The 13,994-nt window shown below is 57.6% G+C and carries 12 protein-coding genes; 1 reads left to right on the top strand and 11 read right to left on the bottom strand.

Annotated elements, in window-relative coordinates; translation table 11 throughout:
- Positions 1-222: 222 nt before the first annotated feature.
- Positions 223-693 (top strand): GatB/YqeY domain-containing protein, encoded by a 471-nt coding sequence (locus AC5S3R_RS15825; protein WP_494268119.1) that lies wholly within the window; start codon positions 223-225, stop codon positions 691-693.
- 171 nt (positions 694-864) lie between these two features.
- Here AC5S3R_RS15825 and AC5S3R_RS15830 read toward each other — a convergent pair whose 3' ends face one another.
- The 11 genes from AC5S3R_RS15830 to AC5S3R_RS15880 all read right to left on the bottom strand — a co-directional run bounded on the left by AC5S3R_RS15830 (position 865) and on the right by AC5S3R_RS15880 (position 13,812).
- Positions 865-2,943 (bottom strand): beta-N-acetylhexosaminidase, encoded by a 2,079-nt coding sequence (locus AC5S3R_RS15830; RefSeq protein WP_494268120.1) that lies wholly within the window; start codon positions 2,941-2,943, stop codon positions 865-867.
- Between the two features lie 149 nt (positions 2,944-3,092).
- On the bottom strand, positions 3,093-4,013 hold the full coding sequence (gene dapA / locus AC5S3R_RS15835; protein WP_494268122.1) for a 4-hydroxy-tetrahydrodipicolinate synthase: 921 nt from the start codon (positions 4,011-4,013) through the stop codon (positions 3,093-3,095).
- An 81-nt stretch (positions 4,014-4,094) separates the two neighbouring features.
- Positions 4,095-4,925, bottom strand: coding sequence for a TIGR03435 family protein (locus AC5S3R_RS15840; protein ID WP_494268123.1), 831 nt, complete (start codon positions 4,923-4,925; stop codon positions 4,095-4,097).
- Positions 4,926-5,058: 133 nt separating this feature from the next.
- Entirely contained in the window at positions 5,059-5,736 is a 678-nt protein-coding gene (locus AC5S3R_RS15845; protein ID WP_494268124.1) for a 4-hydroxy-tetrahydrodipicolinate reductase, read from the bottom strand.
- 111 nt (positions 5,737-5,847) lie between these two features.
- Positions 5,848-7,266 carry a lysine-sensitive aspartokinase 3 gene (lysC, locus tag AC5S3R_RS15850; RefSeq protein WP_494268125.1) on the bottom strand — a complete coding sequence of 473 codons (1,419 nt, stop codon included), beginning with the start codon at positions 7,264-7,266 and terminating at the stop codon, positions 5,848-5,850.
- Between the two features lie 69 nt (positions 7,267-7,335).
- Positions 7,336-8,412 carry an aspartate-semialdehyde dehydrogenase gene (gene asd / locus AC5S3R_RS15855; protein WP_494268126.1) on the bottom strand — a complete coding sequence of 359 codons (1,077 nt, stop codon included), beginning with the start codon at positions 8,410-8,412 and terminating at the stop codon, positions 7,336-7,338.
- 128 nt (positions 8,413-8,540) lie between these two features.
- Positions 8,541-8,855, bottom strand: a complete 315-nt coding sequence (locus AC5S3R_RS15860; RefSeq protein ID WP_494268127.1) for a YciI-like protein — start codon at positions 8,853-8,855, stop codon at positions 8,541-8,543.
- A gap of 38 nt (positions 8,856-8,893) precedes the next feature.
- Positions 8,894-9,892 (bottom strand): isocitrate dehydrogenase (NAD(+)), encoded by a 999-nt coding sequence (locus AC5S3R_RS15865; protein ID WP_494268128.1) that lies wholly within the window; start codon positions 9,890-9,892, stop codon positions 8,894-8,896.
- Positions 9,893-10,011: 119 nt separating this feature from the next.
- Positions 10,012-10,482: a transcriptional regulator NrdR gene (nrdR, locus tag AC5S3R_RS15870; protein WP_494268129.1), complete on the bottom strand. Its 471-nt coding sequence runs from the start codon at positions 10,480-10,482 to the stop codon at positions 10,012-10,014.
- A gap of 131 nt (positions 10,483-10,613) precedes the next feature.
- Positions 10,614-12,254 carry a methyl-accepting chemotaxis protein gene (locus AC5S3R_RS15875; protein WP_494268130.1) on the bottom strand — a complete coding sequence of 547 codons (1,641 nt, stop codon included), beginning with the start codon at positions 12,252-12,254 and terminating at the stop codon, positions 10,614-10,616.
- 367 nt (positions 12,255-12,621) lie between these two features.
- On the bottom strand, positions 12,622-13,812 hold the full coding sequence (locus AC5S3R_RS15880) for a DegT/DnrJ/EryC1/StrS family aminotransferase (RefSeq protein ID WP_494268131.1): 1,191 nt from the start codon (positions 13,810-13,812) through the stop codon (positions 12,622-12,624).
- Between the last annotated feature and the right edge of the window lie 182 nt (positions 13,813-13,994).

Genomic DNA, 13,994 nt, shown 5'->3' on the forward strand with positions numbered 1-13,994 from the left:
AGAACCCCCACCCCCCCCCCCCCGAATATCCTGAATTTTCGCATTTAACTTTATTATTTACAGTTATATAGGCGAAAATAATAAGGCCAGAATATCGCCCATTCTTGCACACATAAAGGTGCAACCCCCGAAAATCCCATCAGGAAACAAACGAGATACACTAAAGCTTCGTACCCACAAACAAGCTAAGAGCTAGAAGCTAGCAGCTAGGAGCTGTACCCCATGTCCCTCGAAGCCCAAATCAGCCAACTCACCATCGTCGCCATGAAGGCCCACGACGCCGAGCGCACCGGCACCCTCCGCCTCATTAAAACGGCCCTCAAGAACAAAGAGATCGACAAGCGCGCCCCGCTCACCGAGGCAGAGGAGCAGCAAACCCTCGCCACCATGATTAAGCAGCGCCGCGACTCCATCGAGCAGTTCACCAAGGGCAACCGCCCCGAACTGGCCGCCAAAGAAGCCGCCGAAATCACAGTGATTGAGGAGTTCCTCCCCAAAGCCCTAGACGAAGCCGGTCTGCAGGCCATCGTCGCAGAAGCCGTTTCAGCCCACGAAGCAGCAACCGGCGCCAAGCCCGGCCCCAAAGAAATGGGCCCCATCATCAAGGCTGTCCAGGCCAAAATCCAGGCCAGTGGCCTCCGCGCCGAAGGCAAGCTAGTCAGCGACGCCGTAAAAGCCGCCCTCGCCAACTAAGCCACACATCACCCAAAACAAAAGGCCCGGACGATTCGTCCGGGCCTTTTGCATTCCCACAATCTTCAGGTGCTCCATGTCTCCCGATTTTGGAGACATGGGATAACCACAAAAGCCAGCACCTTCACCAACAAGCTAAGAGCGAATAGCTAGAAGCTAATAGCTGCCCTTTCACTTCCCCGCCGCCTCAATCAACTTCTGCAGCGCCGGCAGAAAATCAAACTTCACCAGCCCGGAAGGCTTCTTAGCATCCTCAATCAGAGCCAGCTTCGCATCCTTCCATCCCGTCGGCGGAGCCGCATCGTCCTCAAGATACTCCAGCGCTTCCACGCCCGCCGAACCCAGCGCACCAAACTGTGTAGCCCGAGTCGCCTGGTCATTCAGCCGAACTCTCTGCACAGCCAAAGCGGCAACTTCAGGCCCAGCCGTCTGCCAGCTCACAAACTGCGCCTTCAGCCGCTGAATCGCCAGCTTCCGCTCGGCACCCTTGCCGCTTATAGCCGTATCCACCTGCGCCGCAATCTCCTCCCGCGACGCCGGATCTTCCACAACCGCATCCACCATCCGGTCGAAAGAAGTCAGCCGGTCTGTATGCTGCACATGCGCGCGCTCACCAAGGTTCGTCGGCTCCAGCACGCTGGCATACAGCTCCAGGTCCTTGTTCTCCTTACCCGCCAAACTCCGCCTTAGCTTCTGCGGCCCCGAGATGTGCGTAAGCCCCACATCTTCCAGCTCCAGTGAAGTAATCTGCAGCCGCCGGTACATATCCTTCACATCCGTATCCGACTGCGGCGACCAGAACCGCTCCGCCACCGACAACATGCGTGGCCAAATGCGCGAGTCCGAAGTCTCAGGATTGATATGTTCGCCCCACATCGTCACTTCGCCGCCCAGAATCAGCCTCTGCTGTTCCGCCGTCAACGTAGTATTCGACGGAATCGGGTCCGAAAGGAACATCATCTCGTTCGTCTTCTGGTGGTCCAGGTAATACGGAGCCGAAAGAATCCCCGTATACCCCTGCGCCGCGCCCTCGCCCAGCGACTTCTCTCCGCGCCAGCTCTGAATCATGATGTCCTTCGGCAGCGTCGGCTGCAGAATCTCATCCCAACCCATCATCTTCTTGTTGTGCTTCGTCAAAATCGGTAGCAGCCGCGTGTTGAAATACGCCTGCAACTCCTCCGGCTTCTGGAAGCCCTTCTTATCCATGAAAGCCTTGATGCGCGGATTCTCCAGCCAGCCCTTGCCCTTCGTCTCATCGCCGCCAATGTGGAAATAGGCATCCGGGAAAATTGCCGCCATCTCGCCAATAAAGCGGTCGAGAAACACAAACGTCTTCTCGTTGGAAGGATCAAGCTCCGCCTGCGGAATCCCAAACCCTTCCGGCATCTCCTTGATGTCCTCGCCCGCGCCAATCTCTGGATACGCCAGCAGCCAGCTCGACGTATGCCCCGGCACATCAAACTCAGGCACCACGCGAATTCCCCGCGCCCGCGCATACTCCACAATGTGCCGCATCTCATCCTGCGTGTAATACAAGCCGTCGCTTGCCACTTGCGTAAACCGCGGATACAGCTTGCTCTCCGCGCGGAACCCCTGGTCGTCGCTCAGATGCCAGTGAAAGACATTCAGCTTGGCAATCGCCATCCCATCCAGCGTCCGCTCAATCATTGAAATCGGCTCAAAGTGCCGCGAAACATCAAGCATGAACCCACGCCACGGAAACCGCGGAGCATCATCAATCGTCACCGCAGGCAGCCAGCAAGCGCTGCCCGTAGGCTCCGCAAGCTGCAAAAACGTCTCAAAGCCGTGCATCGCTCCCACATCGGTAGCTGCGCTCAACTCCACGCTTCCATCCGTTACTGTGAGCTTGTAGCTCTCGTCCTCATTCAGACCCTGCACAACCGCGCCCGGCCCTGCCACATGAACCACAAACGGGTGCCCCGCCTTCGCATCTGGATGCGCATGGAAACCATAAAGCGAGCGCCGCACTCCGCCGCACTGCCGGTCCAGCCGGTCAATAAATCGCCCCGCCGCCGCATCCAGGCGCGCATCATGCTGTCCTTCTAAAAGGATGTTGAACTGGTCATCCACCACAAATTTGCCCGTCCCCGGCTGTACAGAACGCGGCAGCGGCATCACGTGGAGCGCCGGAGCCTGCGCATTCGCAAAAGCAGCAGCGGAAACAAGCAACGAAGCAACAAATCCCGTCGCGCCGGTAAACGAACGGCGACAGGGCAGAGAACTGGTCATACGAAACATGTATCCCTCAGGTGTGGCAGAAGTTGCCAGAGAATCAGGTGCGGAATTCCCCAAAAGAATAACAGGCCAATCACGCCCCCATCTCCAAATCTGGAGATGGAGACAGCACTCCCGCTACCCGTCTTCTATTCCATGCCGCTTTAAAACAGCTCGTTCCCCGTATTCGGAAGATGCTTCAACAACCCCAGCTCACCGACCACGCGCTCCAGCTTATGCCGAGTCTGCGGATCAGGCGGCACAAGCGGCAACCGGACAGTATCGTTCGTCTTGCCCATCAGGTTCAGCACCGTTTTCACCGGCGAAGGGTTGGAATCCCAGAAGTTCGCTTCAAACAGCCGCGTATAGCGCCGTTCAATCTCGCGAGCCTGCGTCCAGTCATTCAGCAGGGCAGAGCGCACCATGCGCCCAACCTCTGCCGGAGCCTCGTTGGAAGCCACGCTGATAAGCCCATTCGCTCCTGCGGCAATCGCCGCCAGCGCCAGCCCATCATCGCCGGAGAAAACTTTGAACTCCCGCGGCAACAGATGCACAAGCTGCTTAATCTGCTCTACCCTGCCGCTAGCTTCCTTAATCGCCTGGATATTCGGAGCATCGCCAGCCAGCCGCGCCACCGTCTGCGGCTCAAGATTCGCCGCCGTCCGTCCCGGCACGTTGTACAGGCACACCGGCAGCGGAGACAGCTCCCGCGCCAGCGCCAGAAAGTGCTGATACTGCCCTTCCTGCGAAGGCTTGTTGTACCAGGGATTGGAAGTAAGCACCGCAGCCACACCCGGCACCGTACGCAGCTTCGCCGCCAGATTCAGCACTGCCCGCGTCGAGTTGTGCGAGCACCCAGCCCACACCGGCACGCGCCCGCCCGCAGTTTCCACCACAACGCGAATCACATGCAGCCACTCGTCTTCGTCAAGCGTCGCTGCCTCACCTGTAGACCCGCAAGCCACTATGAAATCAATACCGGAGTCAACCTGCCAATGAACCAGCGCCCGAAGCGCCTCGTCGTCCACTGAGCCATCCACCCGGAAGGGCGTAACAATCGCTGTACCGCAACCTGTCGTTTCCATGACAGCCCAGTTTATAACGTCATGCGAATCCCGGAGTTTTCCACACCCAATCTTCTCTGCCGCTTAACCGGATTTGCGCCGCTAATTCTCCGTAGGCCGCTCCACATGCTCCACCACAATCGACTCCACCGGAGCCTTCGACGGTTCCAGCTTCAACCCAAGCTGCTCCTGCAGTGCGGTGAAAATCGACGGGCCTGTATCATCCCCCGAGCCCTGATTTTCCTGCGGCGACCACTTCAGATCGACTTCGTATTTCCCCGTTAACCCAGTCTTATCCACAATAATGCGACCCACGTTGTTGGACAGGCTGAAGGCCATGGATGCAATCTCTATTGCTTGTCCTTTCATGTACTCTTCTTTGCCGCCAAAGCCGATGGAATAGCCCCCGTTCGCGTCAGGCGCGGCTGGCTTCAGCTTCGAGCCGCCCTTGGCCACCACCAGTTCATAGACGGGAAGCACCTTGGTGTCGTGATGAACCTTCAGATGGAGGCGGTCCGCCAGAATCGCCTGCAGCATCTGTGCATGCTGTTTGTTCCGTTCCTCACGAGACAGCTTCTTGAGTGCCGCAGCCGTCTCGGCATCCATCTTGGCCTGGACATCGAACTTATCGCTATCCGCCCAGCCGGGTAATCCCTCAATCTGGTCCTCAAGAATCAGGTTGTAGGCATTCATCAGGAGTGAGCGAACCGTGCTCCCTTTTGTCGTGAAGCTGTCGTCGTTGGTTTGCCACATCATGCCGTTATCCATCTTGGATGGATGAATGGCAACAGCCTCATATTCGAATGTCTTTGCGCTATCCTGCGCCGCCGGAGCAGCAGCAGCCTGCGCAGATAACAGCGGCATGACAAGAAGTAAACACGCCGCCAACAAGCTCCAGCGATACGCCTTCAACACAGCAACCAAACCGGGCATCCCGCATATCCCCCACGCGTGAATTTGCGTCAATACGTCCAGTGCAATGACGAAACGGATGCCTAATTGTAATGAAAGAAAAGCAAAAGGCCGAGGAGTTATCCCCGGCCTGCCTGTTCCAAATTAAGAATTCCTACAGCTTGTCAAAGACCTCGCGGAAATCCCACGCTCCCGACTTCTGATGCGCCAGCCACTCCGCTGCCCGCACCGCACCCAGCGCAAACCCGCGTCGGTTACTCGCGTCATGCCGCAGCTCAATCACATCCACGTCGCTCTTGGCCTTCACAATATGCTCGCCATTCGCATCGCCCACGCGCTGCGCGTCTACGCGAATCTCCGTACCCGGATGCGCCGCCTGCAGAATCTCCTTCAGGGTAAGAGCCGTTCCCGAGGGCGAATCCAGCTTGGACGTATGATGCGTTTCTTCAATCGAAAACTCATATCCATCCAGTTTCGCCAGCTCTTCCGTCAGACGGAAAAACTTCTGCACGCCAATCGAAAAGTTGGTGCCGTAGAGCAGTGCTCCACCGCGTGCCGTCTTCGCGCGCATCTCGTCGAGAGCCGCATACCATCCCGTCGTGCCCACAACAATCTTGCCGCCCAGTGCCAGCACCGCGCGAATATTCAGCATCGCCGCATCCGCATTGGTGAAATCAATCACCGCATCCACACCGGCCAGCGTCGGAGCCGTAATCGCTGCCGCATCGTGATTCTCCTTGAAGTCCAGCACGCGCACGCTATGTCCGCGCTCCCGCGCAACCTCTGTCACCAGACTGCCCGTCTTGCCCTTGCCCAGCACGAGAAACAACATAAGAACAGCTCCTAGCTATTAGCTTTTAGCTCTTAGCCCACCTTACAAGGGCTAAGAGGCTGCGTTTTCTTCGGAAGCCGCGACCTGCACAATCCAGCTAATAGCTAGAGGCTAAGAGCTAAAAGCTGCCTTCCGCGCTTCCACATCAAACACATTTGGATCAGGATTCTGGAAGAACGCAGCATGCAGCGAGCGCACCGCCTCATCCGCATCATCCTCTTCAATCATGAAACTCATGTTGATTTCGCTCGCTCCCTGCGAAATCATCCGCACATTGATGTGCTTCACCGCATTAAATACCTGCGCCGCCATGCCGTTCTGTCCGCGAATATCCTCGCCAACCAGGCAGACCAGCGCTTTCTTGCCTTCATACTTCACATCAGCCAGCTTGCTCAGCTCAGCGGCAATCAGCGGCAGCTTGTCATTGGAATCCACCGTCAGCGAAACCGAAACCTCGCTCGTCGAAACCATATCCACCGGGCACTGATGCTTGTCGAAGATGGTAAAAATCTCCTTCAGATACCCATGCGTCATCAGCATGCGGCTCGCAACCACGTCGATAATGCTCAGCTTCTTCTTCACAGCAATCGACTTGAACGGGCTGCTGCAATGCGGCGCGACGGAGATAATCCGCGTGCCCTCATTCGTAGGATTCTTGCTGTTCAGCACCAGCACCGGGATATTCTTCTTCACCGCCGGCAGAATCGTCGCCGGGTGCAGTACCTTCGCACCAAAGTAAGCCAGCTCGGCAGCCTCTTCAAAGCTGATAACCTTCACCCGCAGCGCATCCGGAGCCACCCGCGGGTCCGTCGTCATAATGCCATCCACATCCGTCCAGATTTCGATGGCTTCCGCATTCAACGCCCCGCCAATCAGCGCCCCGGTAAAGTCTGACCCGCCGCGTCCCAGCGTCGTCGTAATTCCGGCTTCATTGGAGCCAATAAACCCGCCCATCACCGGAACCTTGTCCGCATTCACCAGCGGCCGCAGCTTTTCTTCCGCGCGCTTTTCAATCGCCGCGTCTATCGGAATTGCCTTCTGAAACTGCGAATCCGTAATTACAATCTGCCGCGCATCCGCAGCTTCCGCATGGATGCCGCGCTCACGAAACGCCGCCGCAACAATACGGCTCGAAAGCCGTTCCCCATGCGCCACAATTAAATCCGAAATGCGAGGCGTAAGCTCCAGGATCGCCGCCAGCCCGCGCAGCACTTCATCCAGCGAGTCGAACTTCGCATCAATCCACGCCTGCAGCTCCGCAATCGTGGCCGTATCCTTCACCAGCGCGGCAGCCGTATCGCGATGCCGCGACCGCAGCCGCGAGCTGATTGCCAGTGCGCCTTTCTTATCGCCCGCAGCCGCGCACGAACCGGCACGCAGCAACTGGTCGGTGACCTTCGCCATCGCGCTCACAACAACAACTGGTTTCTTACCCGCCGCCACACGTCCCGCCACAATGGCGGCAGTGCGCTCGATGGCCGCCGGATCTTCCACGGACGTGCCGCCAAACTTCATCACCACCAGACTCATGCGCGCTTTCTCTTTTCCAAGGTCAAAACAAATGAGTGCCCCACGTCCGTGTTCTCGGACGTGGGATAACTATGCCTTTGCGGCAACTTCCGCCACTGGTTCCAACTTGCCCAGGCTCGCCAGCAGTTCCGCGTTCAGAATCGCCGCACCCGCAGCCCCGCGAACCGTATTGTGCGAGAGCACCGTGAACTTCCAGTCAAGCAGACCGCAAGGCCGCAGCCGGCCAACCGTCACAGCCATCCCGCGTCCGCGATTGCGGTCCAAACGAGGCTGAGGCCGGTCCTCCTGCGGAGCCCACTCAATCGGCTGCTCCGGAGCCATCGGCAAATCCTGCCCCTTCAGCGGCTGGAACTCCGCCCACGCCGCCAGAATCTCCTCGCGCGTCGCCTTCTTCTTCAACTGAATCGAGACAGACTCCGTATGCCCATCCTCAACCGCCACGCGATTGCAATGCGCGCTCATACCCGCCTCAAGCGGAGAAACCGTCGCGCCGGAGAGCTTGCCCAACAGCTTCAGCGTCTCCTCCTGCATCTTCTCTTCTTCATTCTTGATGAAGGGAACCACGTTGCCCAGGATGTCCATCGAAGGCACGCCCGGATACCCCGCGCCGCTCACCGCCTGCATCGTCGTCACAAAAATCTTTTCAATGCCGAAGCGCTCTTCCAGCGGCTTCAACGCCAGCACCAGCCCAATCGCCGAGCAGTTCGGGTTCGTCACCATGTACCCGCCGCTTTCCTTGCGCCACGGCTGCTCCTCGATGAGATGCAGATGGTCCGCATTCACCTCGGGAATCACCAGCGGCACATTCGGAGTCATGCGGAAGGCGCTGGAGTTGGAAACAACCGCGCAGCCCGCTTCGGCAAACTTCGGCTCCATCTCTTTCGCAATGTCCGAGTCGAGCGCCGCAAAGATAATCTTCGGTGCGCCGGTTGGCTCCGCGGGCGAGACGCGCATCTGCGCAATCCGCTCCGGCAGCGGCGTGTCGAGCTTCCACTTTGCCGCCTCGCCATACAGCTTGCCGCTCGAGCGGTCGCTCGCCGCAAGCCATGTCACTTCAAACCACGGATGGTTCTCAAGCAGTTGAATAAACCGCTGGCCGACCATGCCGGTCGCGCCCAGAATGCCGATTGGATATTTGTTTTGCATGGTAGTTGTGTAAACACTCCAGTGTACAGGGAAGTGCAGGGAACAAGCACCTCTATGTGCAAGGAATAGAAAACTAAAGGCCGCGAACGGGGAATCGCGGCCTGTGAATGGAGAAGAGAAGCGGAAATCTACCGATATCCCGCCGGATAAACGGCAGCCGAGCAACTCTCGCCAACCACCGTCATCCATTCGCGCACATACCAGCGTTTCACAATCCCGTTGAGAACGTAGGGGTCAGTCTTCGCAAACTTCTCGGCAGCTTCTCCCGTCTCACCCTTGAAAAGAAACACGGACATGTCAGCCGGATTTGCCAGCGCCCCGGCAATCATCAGGTCGCCGTCATTGCTGGCATTCCACGCCTGCGTGAGATGCGCGTCACGAAACTCCCCACGCCGCTCCAGATAATCCTTCTCAAGCTCGTAAAACAGCAAAAAATGCTTCATAGCTTTTCCTGACCCCTGATCTCTGAAACCTGATCCTGTTACATCGCTTTCAGCACAGCGTCCGCAAACTGCGAAGTGCTCGCCTTGCCGCCCACATCGCGCGTCAGCGTCTTTCCTTCGGCATAGACAGTTTCCAGAGCCTTCTGCACTTTCTCCGCCGCGTCCGTTTCGTTCAGGTGATGCAGCATCAGAACCGCCGACTGCAACAGAGCCGTAGGATTCGCAATATCCTTGCCCGCAATATCCGGCGCCGAGCCATGCACCGCCTCAAAGATCGCGCAATCCACGCCAATGTTCGCGCCCGGCACCAGCCCAAGGCCGCCCACAAACGCCGCGCAAAGGTCGCTCACAATATCGCCGTAGAGGTTTTCCAGCAGCAACGTGTCGTACTGGTAAGGATTCATCACAAGCTGCATGCAGGTGTTGTCGATAATGTGCTCCGCATACTGCACATTCGGAAATCTCTCTGAAACCTTCCGAGCACACTTCAAAAACAGCCCATCGGAGAGCTTCATGATGTTCGCCTTGTGAATCGCATGAATCTTTTTGCGCCCATGCTTCTGCGCATAGTCAAAGGCAAACTCCGCAATACGCGTCGAACCCTTCTCCGTAATCACCTTTATGCTCTCGACCACGCCCGGAACCACCTCGTGCTCGATGCCAACGTACAAGTCTTCGGTATTCTCGCGAACAATAATCAGGTCCACGTTCGGATAGCGAGTCTCAAGCCCCGGCAGATTCTTAATCGGACGGAAGTTCGCAAACAAATCGAACTTCTTGCGCAGAGTCACGTTAATGCTCTTAAAGCCGCCGCCTATCGGAGTCGTCACCGGCCCTTTTAGAGCCACCTTGTTCCGTTCAATCGACTCGTAAAGCTCAGCAGGAATGTACTCGCCATGAATCTCGTAAGCTTCCGCACCCGCCGCATACCGCTCCCACTCAAACTTCACGCCGGTCGCTTCCAGAATCCGAACAACCGCCTGCGAAACCTCAGGCCCAATCCCATCTCCGGGAATCAACGTAACCTTATGCGCCATAAAAGCAGTCCTTAGCTCCTAGCTTCTAGCTCTTAGCTTTGCCGCCCTTCGCTCATGCTCATATCCACGTTCTACCGGGATGAGCTAAAAGCTAGGAGCTAACAGCTAAAAGCTGTTTTTTACTTCTTCTTTGCCCTGTTTCCGTCCAACAACCCTTCCAGCTCTTCTTTAAACTCGCGCACATCCTTGAAATCACGGTAAACAGAAGCAAACCGAATGTACGCGACCGTATCCAGTCCCTTGAGATGGCTCATAATCAGCTCGCCAATCTCACGCGTCGAGCGCTCCCGCTCCGGCGCATCCACCAGGAAGGTCTCCGAGGCATTCACAATCTCTTCCAGCTTCGACAAAGCAACCGGACGCTTCTCGCAGGCACGCAGCAACCCGCTCAAAATCTTCTGGCGGTCAAAGCGCTCGCGCCGACCGTCCTTCTTCACCACCATGTAGGGAATCTCGTCGATGCGCTCATACGTGGTAAAGCGCCGTCCGCAGCTCTCGCACTCGCGCCGCCGGCGAATCGAATCCGCCTCTTTGCTCTCGCGCGAGTCCACCACCTTGTCCTGGGCAAATCCGCAATAGGGACATTTCATCTTGCGTTGATTCTAAATGCCTCTGCCCGCGAACCGTCCCGGAGCACCATCACAACGCTTCATGCCCGCAAAGCACAGGCGGCGGAGTGCTTAGACTCCGCCGCCTGTGCCGTACCCAATTGCAGTACCGCTTAGCTCATCTGGAACTGCACCAGGATGCCTTCCAGGTCATTTGCCAGGTGAGAAAGGCTCTTGCAAGCGGAGGTGTTATCCGCCGCCACTTGCGCGTTTTCAATCGAGAGCTTGGAAATCAGCTCCGCTCCGCCGGCAATCTCTCCAGCCGCCGCAGTCTGTTCGGTCACCGCCGCGGAAATCTGCTGAATCATCGCGTCCATTTCGCCAGAGGAGCTGATGATGGAGGACATGCCATCCTGTGCACGCTGCGTGGCCTTGATGGAAGCTTCGACTTCGCCGCTGCTCGCTTCCATCATTCGGGATGCCTCATCCGTTTCCTGCTGAATATTCCGGATGGTGCCGGCAATCTCCTCGGTTGCGGATTTGGTGCGCTCAGCCAGACGCCGCACTTCGCCTGCAACCACGGCAAACCCGCGTCCCTGCTCACCCGCTCGGGCTGCTTCAATGGTCGCGTTCAGGGCCAGCAGGTTGGTCTGCTCACTAATCTCCTGAATCGTAGTGACAACCGCGCCAATCTCCTCGGAGCGTTTCGCAAGCGCGCGCATCTTCTCCACGGTCTGCTCTGTCGAGGCAGATAGCCGCGACATGGTAGCTGCAATCTCCTGCATCACCGCGCCGCCATCAGAGGCGTTGTTTGCCGATTCCCGGCTGGAGTTGCTGGCGCTCGTCAGGTTGCGGCCAATCTCTCCAATCGTTGCGGTCATTTCCTGCGATGCGGCTGCAATCTGCTGTGTTTTCTGCGACTGGCTCTGCGCATTGCCGCCTGCCTGTTCCGACCGCGCGCTCAGTTCCAGCGCCGCGGAAGAAAGTGTCTCCGTGCCCGTGGAAATGGACTTCATCACATCGCGCATGGCCTCGGCGCAATGGTTTAAGTCAATAACCAGTTTTCCAATCTCGTCCTTGCCCAGAGGCTCCAGCTGCACGCGCAGGTCCTTGTTGGCCACGCGAGTCAGCGCCGAGCAAACCTGCTGCAGCGGCGGCACAATCAGGCGGTGCAGGAAGATGCCAATCGCCATGCCCAGCATGACGCCGCCCGTTGCCAGAACCACCATGAAGGTGCGGCTGGAGTGATAAATCTGCATTGCACTGTCAACAAAGTCCTTGGCGTCCGTCTCCTTAATCGCCACAAGGCTGTTGAGAGCGTTTTCCATCGCATCGGCTTTCTGCCGCCCAAGCCCAAACGAAAGCTCAACAGAATCGCGCCTCTGGGAAAGCTGGTCTTTCGCTGCCAGATCCAGAATCTGCTGCTCAACCGCCTTCCGCTCTTTCCATGCCTCATCAATTTGAGCCAGCAGGGCCTTGCCGCGCTCGGTATAGATAAGCGGGCGCGCTTCTTCCAGTTGTTTGTCTACATTGTCCTGAAATTCGAGAAGTCCGCTCCGGTACTTTTCACGCTCTTCCGGAGAGCTGGCAAGAAGCAGATTCTTTTCCGCACGCGCCATGCTGACCAGCTCGATGGCTGTTTGTTTCAGGTGCACAATGCCGAGTGTTTCCTTGTTGTAAGACGTCGAGGTCATATCGGCAATCCGGCCCATGTTGTAAATTCCCATGTAGCCAACGAGAGCCGTAATCAGGCTGACTAAGGCAAAGGCGATTGCCAGTTTGGTTCCGACTTTCAAATCGTATAGCGCTTTCATGACTCTTTTTCTCCCAGGAAGAGTTAGGTTGCTGGCGTCACAAGCAGAGGGCTTCTGAACCGGCGGTGACGCATATTGTTGTGGGCGAACGTGCGAGGGGGAGCCCTGTCCGCGGCTTGCGGAACAGGGACACCCCAAAATCCACTGGATATGTAGCGTCGATATCGGCGAGTCAGCCGGATTAGTGAAAGCTCATGGACGATTCAGCGGCTTCTAAGCGCCGAACCGGAACTCGCGGAGAGAAAGGCCAATTTTTAAAAAGGATGTGACTTTCAGAAAGCGCATGGCGCCTTGGGAAAAGATAGAGAAGCAGCAGATAGGAATACGGAGATATGCTGCGCACCCACCTGGGCACGCAGCATCGTTTTTAGCTCAAAAACTCTGCAATCGCTGCCACTACCGTCTGCTGTTCTTCTTCGCGAATCTCTGGAAAAATAGGCAGCGCCAGCACTTCCCGCGCTGCGCGTTCCGCTTCAGGGAAATCGCCTTCGCTATAGCCCAGCGACTGCAGCGCCGCCTGCAAGTGCAGAGGCACAGGGTAGTAAATCTCCGACCCAATCTTCCGGCTGGTCAAAAACTCCCGCAGCGCATCCCGCTTCGGCGTCCGAATCACATACTGGTGCCACACATGCCGCGCACCCTGCGCCTCAAACGGCAACACCACGCCATTTCGCGGATATGGCCCTGCCTCCGCCAGCCCCGTCGAGCGAAACAGCGAGTCATACCGCTCTGCCGCTGCACGCCGAGCCTCGTTCCATCCATCAATATGCTTCAGCTTGACGGAAAGTACAGCCCCTTGAAAACCGTCCATTCGGGCATTCCAGCCCACTTCATCGTGGTAGTACCGCCGCCGCATCCCATGCTGACGCAGCATCTGCGCCCGCTCGGCAATCTCATCGGAATTGGTGGTAACCATTCCCGCATCGCCTGCCGCGCTCAAATTCTTTGTGGGATAAAAGCTGAATGCTGCTGCATCGCCCAGTCCGCCGGCCTTCACGCCGTTCCACTCCGCGCCCCAGGCCTGTGCCGCGTCTTCGACGAGCTTTAACCCGCGTTCCCGCGCCAGCGCATCAAATGCGGTCCAATCCACACACTGCCCATAAAGGTGTACCGGCAACATGGCCTTTACGCCTTCGCCGCGCCCGCTTTGCAGCACCACGCGCACCGCGCTCGGATCAAGATTGAAGTGAACCGGCTCAATATCCGCCAGCACCGCCTTCGCTCCGGCCCGCAAAATCGCGCTTACCGAAGCAAAAAAGCTGAACGGTGTAGTCACCACGGCATCACCCGGCCCAACTCCCGCAGCCGCCAGCGCCAGCCAAAGCGCATCTGTTCCGGAGGCGCACCCAATCCCGTGCTTCACGCCAAGCTGCGCCGCCCCGGCCTTTTCAAACTCCGCCACGGCACCGCCCAGAATGAACTGCCGCGAATCCAGCACGCCCGTCAGCGCTTCCAGCAGCTCCTCACGCAGTGGAGCATACTGCCGTTCTAAATCCAGCATCGGTACAGGCACATTCTTCGCAGCAGACGTCATAGGCACACCGGAAACTTCTTTCACCTCTTCATCCTAGCAGCGGCTTTGCCACCCTGGTCCGCATCCCGCAACCCCTGCTTAACCACACATTTCCGCTCACCTTGCAACCTTAAGCAGTTGAAAACCATCCAAAACCACTATATTGTTGTCCCATTGCGGGAATTTCCGATCTCGGGCCTTCCGGCGTCGGCCCCGCTCCCATTGTT

This window comes from Occallatibacter sp. FHG110214_02, assembly GCF_059115385.1.

Excerpts from the sequence above, each read along its gene's own strand:
- AC5S3R_RS15825 (WP_494268119.1), top strand. The coding sequence starts at position 223 with ATGTCCCTCGAAGCCCAAATCAGCCAACTCACCATCGTCGCCATGAAG.
- dapA (WP_494268122.1), bottom strand. The coding sequence starts at position 4,013 with ATGGAAACGACAGGTTGCGGTACAGCGATTGTTACGCCCTTCCGGGTG.
- AC5S3R_RS15860 (WP_494268127.1), bottom strand. The coding sequence starts at position 8,855 with ATGAAGCATTTTTTGCTGTTTTACGAGCTTGAGAAGGATTATCTGGAG.
- AC5S3R_RS15840 (WP_494268123.1), bottom strand. The coding sequence starts at position 4,925 with ATGCCCGGTTTGGTTGCTGTGTTGAAGGCGTATCGCTGGAGCTTGTTG.
- AC5S3R_RS15875 (WP_494268130.1), bottom strand. The coding sequence starts at position 12,254 with ATGAAAGCGCTATACGATTTGAAAGTCGGAACCAAACTGGCAATCGCC.
- AC5S3R_RS15845 (WP_494268124.1), bottom strand. The coding sequence starts at position 5,736 with ATGTTGTTTCTCGTGCTGGGCAAGGGCAAGACGGGCAGTCTGGTGACA.
- AC5S3R_RS15865 (WP_494268128.1), bottom strand. The coding sequence starts at position 9,892 with ATGGCGCATAAGGTTACGTTGATTCCCGGAGATGGGATTGGGCCTGAG.
- AC5S3R_RS15830 (WP_494268120.1), bottom strand. The coding sequence starts at position 2,943 with ATGACCAGTTCTCTGCCCTGTCGCCGTTCGTTTACCGGCGCGACGGGA.
- nrdR (WP_494268129.1), bottom strand. The coding sequence starts at position 10,482 with ATGAAATGTCCCTATTGCGGATTTGCCCAGGACAAGGTGGTGGACTCG.
- asd (WP_494268126.1), bottom strand. The coding sequence starts at position 8,412 with ATGCAAAACAAATATCCAATCGGCATTCTGGGCGCGACCGGCATGGTC.
- lysC (WP_494268125.1), bottom strand. The coding sequence starts at position 7,266 with ATGAGTCTGGTGGTGATGAAGTTTGGCGGCACGTCCGTGGAAGATCCG.